This window comes from Rhizobium leguminosarum bv. viciae USDA 2370 (genome assembly GCF_002008365.1).
GTDB classification, from domain to species: Bacteria; Pseudomonadota; Alphaproteobacteria; order Rhizobiales; family Rhizobiaceae; genus Rhizobium; species Rhizobium leguminosarum.
This window is the reverse complement of record NZ_MRDL01000066.1, coordinates 37736-52522: the sequence shown is the minus strand read 5'-3', so window position 1 is coordinate 52522 and position 14787 is coordinate 37736. Positions and strand designations below refer to the sequence as shown.

Annotated in this window: 16 protein-coding genes; 4 read left to right on the top strand and 12 right to left on the bottom strand. The window is 61.0% G+C overall.

Annotated features, from left to right (window positions below):
- Positions 1-3 precede the first annotated feature (3 nt).
- Complete coding sequence (locus tag BS629_RS37720; RefSeq protein ID WP_018246498.1) at positions 4-1044, top strand: sulfate/molybdate ABC transporter ATP-binding protein; 1041 nt, start codon at positions 4-6, stop codon at positions 1042-1044.
- A 265-nt stretch (positions 1045-1309) separates the two neighbouring features.
- Positions 1310-2146, top strand: a complete 837-nt coding sequence (locus tag BS629_RS37715) for a cell wall hydrolase (protein WP_018246497.1) — start codon at positions 1310-1312, stop codon at positions 2144-2146.
- Positions 2147-2183: 37 nt separating this feature from the next.
- Here the strand turns inward: BS629_RS37715 and pepT are convergent, their stop codons facing one another.
- The 11 genes from pepT to BS629_RS37660 form a co-directional block, all read right to left on the bottom strand.
- Positions 2184-3416: a peptidase T gene (pepT, locus tag BS629_RS37710; RefSeq protein WP_018246496.1), complete on the bottom strand. Its 1233-nt coding sequence runs from the start codon at positions 3414-3416 to the stop codon at positions 2184-2186.
- Between the two features lie 107 nt (positions 3417-3523).
- Complete coding sequence (locus BS629_RS37705; protein ID WP_018246495.1) at positions 3524-4276, bottom strand: metallophosphoesterase; 753 nt, start codon at positions 4274-4276, stop codon at positions 3524-3526.
- A 70-nt stretch (positions 4277-4346) separates the two neighbouring features.
- The gene (locus BS629_RS37700; RefSeq protein ID WP_018246494.1) at positions 4347-5405 is read right to left on the bottom strand and encodes an ABC transporter ATP-binding protein; all 1059 of its coding nucleotides are present in this window, start codon (positions 5403-5405) and stop codon (positions 4347-4349) included.
- Positions 5406-5409: 4 nt separating this feature from the next.
- The gene (locus BS629_RS37695) at positions 5410-6240 is read right to left on the bottom strand and encodes a carbohydrate ABC transporter permease (protein WP_018246493.1); all 831 of its coding nucleotides are present in this window, start codon (positions 6238-6240) and stop codon (positions 5410-5412) included.
- A 4-nt stretch (positions 6241-6244) separates the two neighbouring features.
- Complete coding sequence (locus tag BS629_RS37690; protein ID WP_011655107.1) at positions 6245-7180, bottom strand: carbohydrate ABC transporter permease; 936 nt, start codon at positions 7178-7180, stop codon at positions 6245-6247.
- A gap of 99 nt (positions 7181-7279) precedes the next feature.
- Complete coding sequence (locus BS629_RS37685) at positions 7280-8539, bottom strand: ABC transporter substrate-binding protein (RefSeq protein ID WP_018246492.1); 1260 nt, start codon at positions 8537-8539, stop codon at positions 7280-7282.
- Positions 8540-8574: 35 nt separating this feature from the next.
- Complete coding sequence (locus BS629_RS37680) at positions 8575-9747, bottom strand: PLP-dependent transferase (protein ID WP_018246491.1); 1173 nt, start codon at positions 9745-9747, stop codon at positions 8575-8577.
- Positions 9744-10466 (bottom strand): FadR/GntR family transcriptional regulator, encoded by a 723-nt coding sequence (locus tag BS629_RS37675; RefSeq protein ID WP_018246490.1) that lies wholly within the window; start codon positions 10464-10466, stop codon positions 9744-9746. Before BS629_RS37675 ends, BS629_RS37680 begins: the two co-directional genes overlap by 4 nt.
- Positions 10467-10985: 519 nt before the next feature.
- Positions 10986-12380: a sensor histidine kinase gene (locus BS629_RS37670; RefSeq protein WP_018246489.1), complete on the bottom strand. Its 1395-nt coding sequence runs from the start codon at positions 12378-12380 to the stop codon at positions 10986-10988.
- Positions 12377-13048: a response regulator transcription factor gene (locus BS629_RS37665; protein ID WP_018246488.1), complete on the bottom strand. Its 672-nt coding sequence runs from the start codon at positions 13046-13048 to the stop codon at positions 12377-12379. Before BS629_RS37665 ends, BS629_RS37670 begins: the two co-directional genes overlap by 4 nt.
- The gene (locus BS629_RS37660) at positions 13045-13536 is read right to left on the bottom strand and encodes a PepSY domain-containing protein (protein WP_245268293.1); all 492 of its coding nucleotides are present in this window, start codon (positions 13534-13536) and stop codon (positions 13045-13047) included. Before BS629_RS37660 ends, BS629_RS37665 begins: the two co-directional genes overlap by 4 nt.
- Between BS629_RS37660 and BS629_RS37655 the strand changes: the two genes are divergently transcribed.
- Together BS629_RS37655 and BS629_RS37650 are read left to right on the top strand one after the other, a co-directional pair.
- Positions 13523-13798 (top strand): PepSY domain-containing protein, encoded by a 276-nt coding sequence (locus BS629_RS37655; RefSeq protein WP_018246486.1) that lies wholly within the window; start codon positions 13523-13525, stop codon positions 13796-13798. The two genes, BS629_RS37660 and BS629_RS37655, sit on opposite strands and share 14 nt — an antisense overlap.
- On the top strand, positions 13795-14358 hold the full coding sequence (locus BS629_RS37650) for a cytochrome b/b6 domain-containing protein (protein ID WP_018246485.1): 564 nt from the start codon (positions 13795-13797) through the stop codon (positions 14356-14358). Before BS629_RS37655 ends, BS629_RS37650 begins: the two co-directional genes overlap by 4 nt.
- Positions 14359-14457: 99 nt before the next feature.
- On the opposite strand, the gene BS629_RS37645 is transcribed toward BS629_RS37650, so the two are convergent.
- Positions 14458-14730, bottom strand: coding sequence for a DUF982 domain-containing protein (locus BS629_RS37645; RefSeq protein ID WP_018246484.1), 273 nt, complete (start codon positions 14728-14730; stop codon positions 14458-14460).
- Positions 14731-14787: the final 57 nt, after the last annotated feature.

The window sequence follows — 14787 nt, the reverse complement described above, 5'->3', positions numbered from 1 at the left end:
GGAATGGAAGTACGCGTTCAAAACATTCGCAAGGAATTCGATCGTTTTCCGGCACTGCACGATGTCTCGCTCGACATCCGCTCCGGCGAGCTGATCGCACTGCTGGGCCCTTCGGGCTCCGGCAAGACGACATTGCTGCGCCTGATCGCCGGCCTCGAAAGCCCGACGGAGGGGCTGATCTTCTTCGGCGACGAGGATGCCTCGAAGAAATCAGTGCAGCAGCGCAATATCGGCTTCGTCTTCCAGCACTATGCTCTCTTCCGCTACATGACGGTGCTCGAAAACGTCTCCTTCGGCCTCAAGGTCAGAAACAGCGCGCGGCGGCCGCCCAAGGCCGACATCCGCAGGCGGGCGCTCGAACTGCTCGAGCTCGTCCAGCTTTCCGGTCTCGAAAAACGCTACCCGGCCCAGCTTTCGGGCGGCCAGCGCCAGCGTGTGGCGCTCGCCCGCGCGATGGCCGTCGAGCCGAACGTGCTGCTGCTCGACGAACCCTTCGGCGCGCTCGACGCCCAGGTGCGCAAGGACCTGCGCAAATGGCTGCGTGATATCCACGACCGCACCGGACATACCACCGTCTTCGTCACCCACGACCAGGATGAAGCGCTGGAGCTTGCCGACCGCGTCGTGGTCATGAGCCAGGGCGCGATCGAACAGGTCGGCACGCCGGACCAGGTCTACGACAATCCGAATTCTCCCTTCGTCTTCGGCTTCATCGGCCAGTCGAACTGCCTGCAGGTCGAGATTACAGACGGCGACATTCGCTTCGAAGGGCGCTCGCTCGGCCTCAATGCCGAGGGCGAGCCGGATGGCACGGCGCAGCTCTATTTCCGCCCGCACGACGTCAGGCTCTGCGAATCAGCCGAAAACTGCATCGCCGGCCATCCGGTCTCCAGCCGCCGCGTGGCCGGCACTCGCCATATCGAGTTGGATATCGGCAATGATCGCCCGCATATCGAGATCGAATTGCCGCCGAGCGAGGCCGACAGGCTTGACCGCAACCGGGTAGCCTTCAAGCCGACCCGCTGGAAACTGTTCCGCAGCTGATGGAGAGATTGGGGCCCGCCGCCCACAGAGTCGTGCGTCTTTTCAAACGCGCGACTCTGCAACACATTGAATTTCTTCATAATTTTATGCTGGAATCGATTCCGATTTCAGGAATTACGCAATAGCTTATCGCCGGAATCGTATTTGGCGAGAGTCCCTTAAGGTTTTTGTTATCTAAGGTTGTTTGTATTTCAGTCATATGACGAGTAAAACGTTTTCGCTTAATCATTAAGGGCTGGACTAATCCCATAGGAGGCACCTGGCGTTGAGGGCGGAGATTTCCTTTGGAAAATCCCTGATCGGGATTTTGTTCGTAGGACTGGCAGCGGCAAGCTGCACGACGACATCGAAACCGGCGGCAACGGCGGCGAACACTAAAACGAAGCAGGGCCAAGCGGCGAAGGTCACCTTCAATTATACCGCCAAGGATCGTGAATGCCTGCAGCGCGCGATGTATTTCGAATCGCAGCATTCGGACGAGGACGGTTACATGGCGGTCGGGACCGTTGTCATGAACCGGCTCACCTCCGGCGCCTATCCCCCTTCCATCTGCGGCGTGGTGGCCCAGAAAAGGCAGTTCGCGCCCGGCGTGATGACGCGCGAAGTCAAGCCGCAGGCGGAAACTGAGCTTGCTACCGCAGCGGATGCGATCCTTATTAAGGGCGCACGCCATCCCGCGGTGAAGGACGCGATGTTCTTCCACACCGATGGGCTGAAATTCCCTTACGACAACATGCACTATGTGACGGTCGCCGGCGGCAACGCCTTCTACGAGAAGCGCGACGCCAACGGCACGCTTGAAACGCCGCCGCCGCTGCCCTCCTACGAGGTGGCGATGAACTATGTGCCCGGCGAAAGCATGCTGCCGCCGCAGTTCGAGGCACTGATCCCCTCGGCGGTTCCCGTTCCTCTGCCGGCGCCGGACCCCATGGCGACGGCGAGCACGGGGCAGATGCGGATAACTGCGCCGGTGACCGCGCCGGAAACATTGCCGGTAACATCGGTCGAGCCCGAGCCGGGAATGCCCATTGCGATCCCTATTCCCCGCCCCGCCTATGACAGCGTGATGCTGCGTGAAAGCCTTCCGGCGAACGGCGGTTAAACCGCACTTTCGGTTTAAGAGTTAGGTGGAAGCGCGCCTAGGCGCGCTCTTCCCAGACCTTTGCCAGTTCCACGATCGTTTTGACCGCCTTTTCCATGTCCTGGCGGCTCACCCATTCGAGCGGCGAGTGGAAGGCATGGCCGCCGGCGAAGATGTTCGGACACGGCAGTCCCATGAAGGAAAGGCGCGAGCCATCCGTGCCGCCGCGGATGCTGCCGCGCACCGGCGTCATGCCGGCCCGGCGCACCGCCTCGATAGCGTTCTCGACGATCTCCGGGTGACGATCGAGCACCACCTTCATGTTGCGATACTGTTCCTTCACCTGGAAATGATAGGTCGAGCCAGGATAGGCAGCCATCACGTCCTTGACGATGGCTTCGAGCATGATCTCCTTTTCCGTGAGCCCCTTTTCGGTGAAGTCACGGATGATGAAGCTCAGCGACGCCTTCTCCATCGAGCCGGTCACGCCGGTGGGATGGATGAAACCCTGCTGGCCTTCCGTGGTCTCGGGGGCAATATCCCTCGGCAGCCGGTCGATGATGGCGCCTGCGATCTTGATGGCGTTTTCCATGCGGTCCTTGGCGAAGCCAGGATGGATTGCCACACCTGAAATGCTGATCTCGACGCCGTCGGCCGAGAAAGTCTCGTCCTCGATATGGCCGGCCGTCTCGCCGTCCATCGTATAGGCGAAGTCGGCACCGAGTTTCTTCAGGTCGACCTTGTTGACGCCGCGCCCGACTTCCTCATCGGGCGTGAACAGGATCTTGATCGTCCCGTGCCTGATATCAGGATTGTCGACGAGGATTTGGGCCGCGGTCATGATCTCAGCCAGTCCCGCCTTGTCGTCGGCGCCGAGCAATGTCGTTCCATCGGTCGTGACGATGTCGTTGCCGATCTGGTTCTGCAGTTCAGGATGATCGCTGACGCGGATCACCCGGCCCGTGTCGCCGGGAAGATTGATATCCCCGCCGGCATAATTCCTGACGATCTGCGGCTTCACATTCGTGCCGCTGAAATCGGGCGCCGTATCCATGTGCGAGCAGAAACAGATGACCGGCACCGTCTTGTCGCTATTGGCCGGAATGGTCGCGTAGACATAGCCGTGTTCATCGAGACGCGCGTCCGCAAGACCGATTTTCCGCAGTTCATCGACCAGAACCCGTCCGAGATCCTTCTGCTTGCCGGTGGTCGGTTGCGTCGACGAGGCGGGGTCGGATTGCGTATCGATAACGACATAACGGAGAAAGCGGTCGAGAACAGTGTCGGTCATAGCATCCATTCCAGCAGCAAGATCACGCAGAGGATATAGCCCTCATGGGCGATGCGACAAAAGATTTTTCCGCTCGCAGTTCGGGAGGGTTTCCCATTCAATCCATTTCATGCGCCGCCATCCGATGCCGGAATCGATACGACATGGGAAACCAGGCCGCCGTCGCTAACTTGGTGCACGAGGAAGGACGGAGCGTCGATCACCGGAAGATCGGCCCGTCCTTCTAACAGAAGCGGATTGGGTGGGCAGAGGGAGCCGCAGGTCTGGACAGGGATCATTCCCAGCCGACCAAATGCAGGTCGGTGGACATGGCCGCAGAGAATCGCCAACGGCAGCCTATGCATCGTCTCCAGGGTACTGAGAAGCGCACTGTCGTTCCGGCATCCGACCTGGTCCAGCGCCTCGATGCCGATCCTGAATGGCGGCTGATGCATGAACAGAAGGGCGGGCGTCGTCAGGTCGGCAAGCGCGCTCATCAGCCACGGCAGATGCGGCAGGACGTCACCGTAGCTCTGACCGGCGACGGTCACATCGACACCGAGGAGGGTCAGCCCATCGACGGCTGTCCGGAAATGCATCGGTCCCGTCGCATTGATCCATGTGCCGACGGCGGCAAGTTCGGAGCGCATCAATTGCACATCGTCACCGTTGCCCGGCAACAGGTGGACAGGGCAGTCCAGCGACCGCAGGCTTTCGGCGACCAGGCGATAGCCTTGCCGCCATCCGTCGTCCACCAGATCTCCCGTGAGAACAAGCGCATCCGGGCGGAACGTCTTCAGCCAGCCTATCGCCAGCTCCAGCGTCTGGAGCGACGAAAGGTCCGGCCCGGCATGGATATCGGATATCTGCGCAACGAGCATGTTATGCCTCCCCGCCCCCGCCGAAGAGAGTATGCCAAAACCGACAGCAACGGGCCACCGGCTCTGCTGTTCAATCGACGCGTTTTCCCTCGGCGTCGAACACATGCAGATATTGGGCCGGGAAGGCGACATTGACCTTCGGACCTGCCTTCAGCGCGTCGCGGGTCAGCGTGAAGATCTTGAACGGCAGACCATGCAGGGCAAGGTGCAGGATGATGCCGAAGCCTGTCGGTTCGACGAGTTCCACGTCGGCGGCAAGCCCCGCCCCGCCGTCGCTCATCAGCACATGCTCCGGCCGGATGCCGAGCGTCACCTTTGCGCCGTCGACAAGCGGCAGAGGCTTTGCAAGCGGCACGATCGTGCCGTCCTTCAGCCTCACGCCGCCGGCATCATAGCTGGCCTCGAGGAAATTCATCCCGGGCGAGCCGATGAAGCCGGCAACGAAGAGATTGGCGGGGCGGTCGTAGAGTTCCAGGGGACTGCCGACCTGCTGGACCACGCCGCCATGCATGGCAACGATCCGGTCCGCCAGCGTCATTGCCTCGATCTGGTCGTGGGTCACGTAGATGGAGGTCGCCTTCAGGTCGCCATGCAGTTTCTTGATTTCGGCGCGCATCTGTTCGCGCAGGCGCGCATCGAGGTTCGACAGCGGTTCGTCGAACAGGAAGGCCTTCGGCTGGCGCACGATGGCGCGGCCCATGGCGACGCGCTGGCGCTGGCCGCCGGAAAGCGCCTTCGGCCTTCGTTCGAGCAGTGGATCGAGGCCGAGCTTGGCGGCGGCCGCGGCGACCGCGCTTGCAATCTTCTCCTTCGCCACCTTCCGGAGCCTGAGGCTGTAGCTCATGTTGCCGGCGACGTTCATATGCGGGTAAAGCGCATAGGACTGGAACACCATGGCGATATCGCGGTCCTTGGGATGCAGCTCATTGACCCTGACCCCGGCGATGCGGATCTCACCTGATGTGACCTCCTCCAACCCGGCGATCATGCGCAGCAGTGTGGACTTGCCGCAGCCGGACGGGCCAACGAGCACGACGAATTCGCCGTCATGGATTTCGAGGTCGACGCCGTGCAGCACCTGCACATGGCCATAGGCTTTGCGGATATTCTGGATATCGATCGATGCCATGTGTTTAACCCTTGACCGCGCCGGCCGTCAGGCCCTGGACGAGATAGCGCTGGATGAGCAGGAAGAAGAGGCCGGCCGGAATGAGCGCCATGACGCCCGCCGCCATCATCTGCCCGAAATCCACCGAGAATTTCGAAACGAAGGTGAGAAGGCCGACGGGGAAGGTCGCCGCGTCATTGCCGTTGATCAGCATCAGCGCGAAGAGCAACTCGCTCCAGGCGGCAGTGAAAACGAAGCCGAGGGTGGCGGCGATCCCCGGCAGCGTCAGCGGCAGGATGATCTGGCGAAACGCCGTGAACTGCGTCGCCCCGTCGATCTTCGCCGCCTCTTCGAGATCCCTCGGGATGCCGTCGAAGAAGGACTGCATCAGGAAGGTGGCGAAAGGCACGTTGAAGGCGGTGTAGACGATGACGAGCCCGGTCAGGCTGTTGGTCAGATGCAGAGGCGACAGGATCTTGAAGATCGGCGCGACCAGCATGACCAGCGGAAACATCTGGGTCAGCAGCATCAGAGCGACGATCCCGTATTTTGCCCGGAAATTGAACCGCGACAGCGCGTAGCCGGACAGCGAGGCGCAGATCGTCACAGTGACGGCCGTCGACGCCGAGACGATCAGGCTGTTCTTGAAGAAGGTCGGAAAGGCGCTGTGGCGCAGCACGAAGGCATAGTGATCCCATGTCGTGCGTGACGGCCACATCCGCACGCCTTCGCTATAGAGCAGGTCGTTCGGCGTCACCGAGACCTTGAGCAGCCAGAACAGCGGAAAGAGTGCAAAGGCGATGTAGCAGAGGATCGCCGCACGGTGTGCGATGGTAGGAATGACGGATCGTCTCATGGCCTCAATCCTTGTTCAGCAGCGTCTGCCGGAGCAGGATGATCAGCATCGAATAGGCAAGCAGCAGCACGAGCAGCACCAGCGCGATCGCCGAGGCATAGCCGAAGTCGAGCCGCCTGAAGGCTGTCGTGAAGATGTAGCTGGCGACGATCTGCGTCCGGTCAGCCGGCCCGCCATTGGTCATGACGACGATGAGATCGGCGAAATTGGAAATCCACACGGTACGCAGCAGCACGGTGATGGCGATCGTTGGCGCCAGAAACGGCAGCGTGATCGAGCGGAAGCGCTGGAACCAGCCGGCGCCGTCGATCGATGCCGCCTCATAGAGATCGCGCGGGATCGCCTGTAAGGCGGCAAGCAGCGTAATGGCGAAGAACGGAATGCCCCACCAGACATTGGCAACGATCGGCCCCCACATCGCATAATTGGGATCAGAAAGGATATTGCCCGGCTCATGCATCAGCCCGAGGGCGAAGAGCCAGTGCGGGATCGGCCCGATGACCGGGTTGAACAGCCAGGCCCAGTTGAGGCCGGCGAGAAAGGACGGCACGGCCCAAGGCAGGAAAACCAGCGCCTGCGCGATTGCCCTGCCCTTGAACGGCTTGTCGAGCAGCAGCGCCAGAATGAGCCCGAAGACGAATTGCAGGACGACGGAGGCGCCGGTCCACCAGAGCGTGTTCCGCAGCGCGCCGTAGAAGGCGGCATCGCCGGCAAGCTCGCGGAAATGATCGAGCCCGATGAAGCCGCCGGAAAACGGATTGAGCAGCTGGATATCGCGGAAGGCGTAGGAAATGCCGACCGTCAGCGGCACCAGCATCACCGCGATGATCAGGATCAGCGACGGCGCGCTGTAGAGATAGGGCTCAGAAGCATCGGCAACGCGACGCAGCCATGGCCTGCGGTCGCGGCGCATGTCGAGCGTATCGGCGGAAATGGTCATCGGCCAGCAGTTCCCATTCGCGGCGTTCATGCGCCGTCTGTGTCATCAAAGAAGCGACGGCGGCCCCGTCTCGAAAGGCCGCCGCCGTCAGTCCGTTGCTTATTTCTTGGCGAGGAACTTTTGCTGCGCCTTGGTGAGATATTCCGCCCACTGGTCGGCCAGATCCTTTGCCGAGATATCGCCGAGCAATGCCTGCTGCGAGGTCTTGATCGCCAGCGAATCCTTGAAGAAGGCGAATTCCTCGAGATAGGTCGGCATGACTGTTGGTACCGTGTTCGGGTCCGCCAGCTCCTCGAACCAGCCCTTGAACTGGTCACCGGCATAGAAGGGATCCTTCTCGGCCGCCGTATAGGCCGGCAGGGCGCCGATACGCTTGTTCCACTCGATATTGCCTTCCGGCCCTTCGAGGGTAGCGATCAGCTTCCAGGAGAGATCCTTGTTGCCGCTCGTGGTGAACATCGACCAGCCGCCATAGCCGATCGTCGGGAAGGACTTGCCGTCGGGGCCCTTCGGCAGCGGCATAACGCCGAAATCGTCCTTGTTCATGCGTTCGGCGATGGCGATCAGCGCATCCGGATCCTGGTCGAGGAAAGCGCAGGTGCCGGAATAAAAGCCGGCGACGACTTCGTTGAAGCCCCAGTTGACGCTATCCTTTGGCGCATAGCCCTTCTTGTAGAGATCGACCATCCATTCGATGCCCTTGGCCCAGCCGGGGCTGTTCATCGTCGAGGTGCCGTCGTCGTTGAAGTACTTGTTCGAGCCGGCCATCGAGGCGGCAAAGATCATCCAGCCGTTGAGGCCGCCCGGTCCGCCGCGCATGCAGTAGCCGTATTTGCCGGACAGTTTGGAAACCTTTTCCGAAGCGGCGGTGAACTCTTCCATCGTCTTCGGCGGCGCGGCGACGCCGGCTTCCGAAAGCAGCTTCTTGTTGTAGAACATCGCCCTGAGATAGAAGCCGTAGGGCAGCATATAGGCGGTGTTCTTGACGTCGCGGCCGAGTTCGAGCGCGCGCGGCGTCAGCTCCTTGGTGTGTTCCCACTTTTCAAGGTAGGGCTCCAAGCTCTCGAGCATGCCGTTATTGGCATAGAGCGACAGCCAGGTATCGGGCATTTCCATCACATCGGGCACGTCGCCGGCGGACACCATGGTCGCGAATTTCTGGAACGCTTCGTTCCAGGGCAGCGAGATGATGTCGACCTTGGTGCCGGGATTGGCGGCTTCGAACTTGCCGACGATCGATTTCAGCGTTTCGGTGCGCTCCGGGCTGGTGATGACTTCGACAAGTTTGAGCGTGGTATCGGCAAAGGCCGTGCCCGCCATCATCGAAGCAAAGAGCGTCGAGATTATTAGTTTTTTCATGGCTCAGTTCCCCCTTATTAGGTTTCTCTCGGGTTTCAGGATTGTGAGGCGGCGGCGAGCGCCTCCTCGATGTCTCTCCACAGAGCCTCGGTTCCTTCGAGGCCGACATGGAGACGTACGGATCGCGCATGGATGCCGAAGGCATGTGCGGAATTTGGCTGTGCCTTCTGCTGAAGCACCACCTCGCCCGGTACGATCAGGCTTTCATGTCCACCCCAGCTTACGCCCAGTTTGAAGAGCTTGAGGTGATCGGCGAAGGCGCGGATATCGACGCCCTCGCGGAAGATGAACGAAAACAGGCCCGAGGTGCCGTTGAGCCCGGCGGGCAGACGGTTGGCGAGCCCCGGATGGCAGACCGTCTCCACCACGTCGAGCTTCTGCAGGCGCCTGGCGATTTCGAGAGCGGATGCCTCGTGGGCCCGCATGCGCAGCGGCAGCGTGCGCAGGCCGCGGATCAGGAGCCAGGCGTCGAACGGCGAAAGCTTGCCGCCGAGATAAGGATAGGCCTCGGCCTTGACGCGTGCAATCATCGCCTTCGAGCCGGCGATGACGCCCGCCACCACATCGCTGTGGCCACCGAGATATTTCGAGGCCGAATGAATGACGAGGTCGACGCCGAGCGTCAGCGGCCGCTGGAAGAACGGGCTTGCCCAGCTGTTGTCGATCATCGAGACGACGCCGTGTTGTCTGGCGAGTGCTGTGAGCGCGCCGACATCATGCGCTTCCATCACCCAGCTCGTCGGGCTCTCCATGTAGAAGACCTTGGCGCCGGGCAGCGCCTTGGCGACCGCCTCCTCGTCGCGCCCGTCGACATAGGTCACCTCGATCTTCATCCGTTTCAGGATGGTGCCGAACAGGCGAAAGGCATCGGGATAGACATGTTTGACGGCAACGATGCGATCGCCCGGCTCGACGAAGCTCAGCACCGCCGACGAGATCGCCGCCATGCCGCTCGCAAAACCCAGCGCATCCTCGGCACCTTCGAGCTTGGCGAGCATTTCTTCGAAGGCACGCACTGTCGGGTTCAGGCCGCGCGTATAGATCGGCCTCACCTTCTCGCCGCGATAAGAGGCAATCATGTCGTCGTAATCGGAAAAGGTGAAAAGCGAGGTCTGGAAAATCGGCGGCACGACGGCGTCTGCGAAGTTGCCTTCGTCGTGAGCCGTGATGAGGGAAGCAAGATCGAACGGTTCTGCGCCGTTACTCATTTGGACATTTCCTTGATGTCTTCCTCGACGATATCGAGAATTTTCAATGTTTCGGCGCGCGCCGCCTCGGGATCCCCGGCAGCGATCGCGTCGAAAAGCGTACGGTGAAAGGGGAAGGACCGGCGCGCGAAATCCTGCCGGTCGAAGGGATGTTCCCAAAAGCGCTCGAAGGTCTCGCGCATCTGCTCGAGAAGCTGGCGAAACAGCGGATTGTGGGTGGCATCGTAGACAGCGAGATGAAAGGCCAGATCCTCCGGCCCGGAGGTGCCTTTCTCGATATGCACCCGCTCCATCTCGTTCAACTTTTCCTCGATAACGACGAGATCCGTGTTCGTGCGCCGACGCGCCGCAACCATGCCCGCCTCGCATTCGATGCCGCGGCGAACCTCCAGCGTCTGCAGCAGCACGTCGCGCAGATGAACCGTGTCGAACGACAGCGGCATGTGGATCGTCGCCCTGGAAACCGGCTTCAGCAGATAGGTGCCGCTGCCCTTGCGCGTCTCGATGACGCCGAGCGCCTGGAAGTGGCGGATCGCTTCGCGAATGGTCGAGCGGCCAACGGCAAGGGCTGCCATCAGCTCGCGCTCGGCCGGCAGCCGGTCACCCGCCCTCAACCTGGCTTCCTCGACATAATCCGCCAGCGCATCAGTCACCTGACGCGCGCGGTCCATGGCCGGAAGCGGCCGGATCACCGGCCTGTCGCTGCTATTTGGCTTCATGGTTCCCTATTTTTCTTCTCAGTCAGCCGACCTTGGAATTGGTCTGACATCTTAGCATTTCTCAAAGAGCGAAAGACGTCAAGTCGCCTTTATTGGTAATTGACCCCGCTCCTCCACAATGTCCTTTTGCACCCCGGAAAGGGCCTTAAAGTACCTGAATCGATGTCCCACGTGAGCAATCGCTCGCAGGGAGGAGCCGGATTAACGAACACGGCGCCGCAATTGCGGGCAGCGCGAATCCGGGAACGGGCCGCCGTCCGAAGGTTGAGGTCGAGTGCTCAAGTCTCGTCGGATGCATCGTCTTCGATTGTGCCTGCTATGGCAGAACCAGGTTGTTGGTAAGTGGTAAGCCCGCGAAGGTTTGCACCCACAGCCCTTGGTCCTGCATTTTTTTCGCGTTAGGTCTGAACCTGCCTTCGAATCGCAGATGCACGACGGCCCGGCATCACAGGATGGTCTCATCCTTCTACCCGCGCGTCGTCAAACGCGGACATATGGCGTCGATCCCCTCGGAAGATGTTATGTCGTCGTCGCTACTCTGGGATGGAGCGTTCGGGAGGCGATGACGTCAGGGAAGACGACTTCCGCACGGAAGCCACCTTCGACACGGTTTTCCAACGTGAGCGTCAGATCGTACACCGCTGCAATCTCCGACACGATGGCAAGACCTAGACCAGAGCCGGTTTTCAGACGATCGAGACGGACACCCCGACGCGGAAGATCGGGCAATCTCTCTGGCAAGACGCCTGGGCCGTCGTCCTCGACCGTGAGGCGGCTCTGCCCATTTTGTCGAATCGCGGTGACATGGATCCTGCTCCTGGCCCACTTGCAGGCGTTCTCAAGCAAGTTGCCCGCAAGTTCGCGGAAGTCGTGCGGATCGACGGGAACGCTGAAGTCCTCGGCCACGTCTGTTTCCCATGCGAGGCGTTCGCCTGCCTCAGTGTGTCGGAGCATTCGAACGGTCTCGCTGATGATCTTCTCGACGTCGGCATCGCCACTTCGCTGATCAGGGCTCGGGGTGATACGGGCTCGGGCGAGCTCGTGCTCGACGTGCGAAAGCATAGTCTCGGCAAGATGGTCGAGTTCATCGGCAATCTCAACCTCGCCCTTCTCCCGGAGTGAGTACGCGTTGTTTGTGAGAACGGTCAAAGGCGTCTTCAGCCCGTGGGCGAGATCACTGGCCCTACTCCTGGCCTTCTCCATCGCCGCGGCCTGGCTTTGCAGCAGCTTGTTCAGTTGGTTGACGAGCGGTTGGACCTCGCGCGGGTAGGCCCCAGCCAGTCGGCTGGCCCTCCGGTCGCGGACGGCTTCAAGATCACGACCGATGCGGTCGAGAGGTCTCAATCCGATCCAAAGCTGCCCGATCGACATCAACACGAGTAGCGCGGCAAGAACGGCGACATAGGGCAGAATGTCGAGAGCAAATCCAAGGCGGGCGCTGTCGACCTCGTCGGCATTCACCGCCACCGCGATGCGAATGGGCCTCCTGCCCTCAGGCGCGGCCAACGACAGAACGCGTTCCTGAACAAGGACATCTTTCCCCTCCGGCCCGGAGAGACGATATTGGTGCATGATACCGACAGGATGCGACTCCTCCGGCAGAGGCAGGACATAGTCGAAGAGCGAGGAAGATCGAACCTCCGCCTTCCCCACAGGATCGTCGATCTGCCAGTAGAGCCCCCCATAGGGTATCAGGAAACGATTGTCCGGAGGGTTCTCGGGCACCTGCAGCCTGCCTCCGGGCAAGAAGCGGATCACAGCCGCCAGACGGTTTATGTGTCCGGTCAGCTCGTTCTGCACGCGCTTGCTGTAGCTGTCCGCAAAGATCTGGACGAGAGCGACGGATGCAGCAGCAAGGCATATCGACACAGCTATCAACGACGTGATGATGAAACGGCCGTGAAGCGACCTCATGTCCCCTCGCCCGATGCTATCTGGTATCCGAAGCCTCGACGCGTGACGATCGCGTCCCTTCCAAGCTTCTTTCTCAGCCGTCCGATCAGGACCTCCACCGAATTGCTCTCCCGTTCAAAGTCCTGAGTGTAAAGCTGCTCGGTAAGCTCGAGCTGGGAGATCGCGCGACCTCGATTCTGCATCAGCACCGACAGGCATTTATACTCCATTGGCGTGACGTCGACAGGCATCCCGTCGACCATGACCGCGCGTCGGCGGGGGTCGATAGAAACGGGACCTGACGATAGGACCGCGCTGGCGTGCCCGGAGTACCTGCGCAGGACTGCGTGCAGCCTGGCGAGAAGCTCCGCAATGCGGAATGGCTTGCCAAGGTAGTCGTCGGCGCCAGCATTGATGCCCTCGACGCGCTCCTCCCAGTTGCCGCGCGCCGTCAAGATGATGACCGGCATGTCACGACCGTTCGACCGCCACTTTTTGAGGATCGTTAGGCCGTCGATCTTCGGCAGCCCCAGATCAAGGACGACGGCGGCGAAGTCGTCATGCTCGCCAGCGAACAGGGTGGCTTCCCCATCGGATTCGTGGACGACGTTGAAACCGGCCTTGGTGAGCTGGGCGGTCACGTCACGGGCGATGAGCGGGTCGTCTTCGGCAAGCAACAGGCGCATCATTCGTTCTCGATTTCGGCGATCCTGCCTGACGCGGCGTCCACTTCCACCTCGGTGACCTGACCGCCGCCCCTCAGAATCCGGAACTCGTAGATTATGCGATCGTCATGCCGATCGACACTGACATCGATCAATTCGCCGGGCAGCTTGGCGAGGACTTTCGCCTTCAGTACGGCAAGAGGCAGAATCTTCCCTTCGTGGACCCGTTTAGGCAGGTCGTCGTGCGACGGCAGGTCATCCGCTTCGCGGGAACGAGCAGGCAAATCGTCGGCATGTGCGCTCCATACCGGAAGCGACGACCACAGAAGGACAAAGCAGACGAACGCGAGCGTGCGGGGCGGGTACATCGTCGGAGAATATCCTATCGAAGGTGACAATAACCTGACAATCGCGATCAGGTCGCCGTCAGGTCGCGCCCCATAGGTTCGAAGCCGACCAGACGAGCAAAACCGCTCCTGGGATGATGGAGAAAAACCAATGAAGAAGATCATGTTCGCAACCCTCCTGCTCGCCACCGCGTCGATCGGCGTTGCCCGCGCCGAAGAGGGTCAGAATTGCACCCAGGCTCCCAAGGACAAGTGGCTGAGCGAGGACGGCATCAAGGAAAAGGCCAAAGCCGCGGGCCTCGACGTGCGCCGGGTCAAAATGGAGGGCAGTTGCTACGAGGTCTACGCCGTCGATGCGAAGGGCAAAAAGGTCGAAACGCTGTTCAACCCGGAGACCGGCGCAGCGGTCGGCAACGAAAGCGAATGACCATGGGCAGGATGGACATGGATGCGGCGGGCGCTTGCTCGCCGCCAAAGATCAGGGTCTGGGACCCGGTGGTGCGGATGTTCCACTGGGGTCTGGTGGGTCTGTTCGCCTTTTCCTATCTGACCGGTGACGAGTGGAAGCAGGCGCATATTCTGTCGGGCTACGCCATTGTCGGCCTCCTGCTCTTGCGAATCATCTGGGGCTTCGTCGGCAGTCACCACGCGCGCTTTTCCAATTTCATCTACGATCCGGTCACGACCCTCGGCTTCGTGCGTGACAGCCTGGCCATGCGCGCCAAGCGCTACATCGGCCACAATCCGGCCGGAGGCGCGATGGTGTTCGCGCTGCTCGTCGCGATCTCGGGCATTGCCGCAACCGGGTACATGATGACGACGGACACCTACTGGGGAGTGGAATGGGTGGAAAGGACGCATGAACTGCTGGTCGATGTGACGCTTGGCCTCGTCGGTCTTCACGTCGCAGGCGTCCTCCTGGCAAGCATCGAGCACAGGGAAAACCTTGTCCGAGCGATGGTAACCGGCAGGAAGCGAGCCGATTGACCTGGATCGGCGTCGCGGCCGGGTAGGACCTGAAGCCATGGAAGGCACCTGGGTTAAGGACTTGTTGCTCACTTGACCGAGCTGATCTCGTCCTGGCGTCTACGAACGACCACGGGGCGCGCAGGTGGACATCTTGGCTTCGTCAGCGGCCTGAATGAAAGCCTGGCGCGCGGTCTCCTGCGAGACATGCCCGCTTACGGCCGCGGCGCAGATCTCTCTCGCGAATGCGTGTTTTCTTCGCGAGCCTTTCCATCGGTTGGCGAGAAAATCGAGCGCCTCGCTCGCTCCGCCGATAGTCTGAGGGACGCTCATGCCCACCTGGACGAAAACGGGTTCCGACCAGGTTCGTACTATCTGCTTCTGGGGAGCCATCCTCGATCTCCTGAAGGTTTCGGACTGCGAGCGGGGCATCATCACGAGGCCCGACCA

Bases quoted from the DNA above. Each gene is read 5' to 3' on its own strand.
- BS629_RS37720 (WP_018246498.1), top strand. From the start codon at position 4: ATGGAAGTACGCGTTCAAAACATTCGCAAGGAATTCGATCGTTTTCCG.
- BS629_RS37680 (WP_018246491.1), bottom strand. From the start codon at position 9,747: ATGAGTAACGGCGCAGAACCGTTCGATCTTGCTTCCCTCATCACGGCT.
- pepT (WP_018246496.1), bottom strand. From the start codon at position 3,416: ATGACCGACACTGTTCTCGACCGCTTTCTCCGTTATGTCGTTATCGAT.
- BS629_RS37660 (WP_245268293.1), bottom strand. From the start codon at position 13,536: ATGATCTTCTTCATTGGTTTTTCTCCATCATCCCAGGAGCGGTTTTGC.
- BS629_RS37685 (WP_018246492.1), bottom strand. From the start codon at position 8,539: ATGAAAAAACTAATAATCTCGACGCTCTTTGCTTCGATGATGGCGGGC.
- BS629_RS37695 (WP_018246493.1), bottom strand. From the start codon at position 6,240: ATGAGACGATCCGTCATTCCTACCATCGCACACCGTGCGGCGATCCTC.
- BS629_RS37690 (WP_011655107.1), bottom strand. From the start codon at position 7,180: ATGACCATTTCCGCCGATACGCTCGACATGCGCCGCGACCGCAGGCCA.
- BS629_RS37700 (WP_018246494.1), bottom strand. From the start codon at position 5,405: ATGGCATCGATCGATATCCAGAATATCCGCAAAGCCTATGGCCATGTG.
- BS629_RS37675 (WP_018246490.1), bottom strand. From the start codon at position 10,466: ATGAAGCCAAATAGCAGCGACAGGCCGGTGATCCGGCCGCTTCCGGCC.
- BS629_RS37670 (WP_018246489.1), bottom strand. From the start codon at position 12,380: ATGAGGTCGCTTCACGGCCGTTTCATCATCACGTCGTTGATAGCTGTG.
- BS629_RS37645 (WP_018246484.1), bottom strand. From the start codon at position 14,730: ATGGCTCCCCAGAAGCAGATAGTACGAACCTGGTCGGAACCCGTTTTC.
- BS629_RS37650 (WP_018246485.1), top strand. From the start codon at position 13,795: ATGACCATGGGCAGGATGGACATGGATGCGGCGGGCGCTTGCTCGCCG.
- BS629_RS37665 (WP_018246488.1), bottom strand. From the start codon at position 13,048: ATGATGCGCCTGTTGCTTGCCGAAGACGACCCGCTCATCGCCCGTGAC.
- BS629_RS37705 (WP_018246495.1), bottom strand. From the start codon at position 4,276: ATGCTCGTTGCGCAGATATCCGATATCCATGCCGGGCCGGACCTTTCG.
- BS629_RS37655 (WP_018246486.1), top strand. From the start codon at position 13,523: ATGAAGAAGATCATGTTCGCAACCCTCCTGCTCGCCACCGCGTCGATC.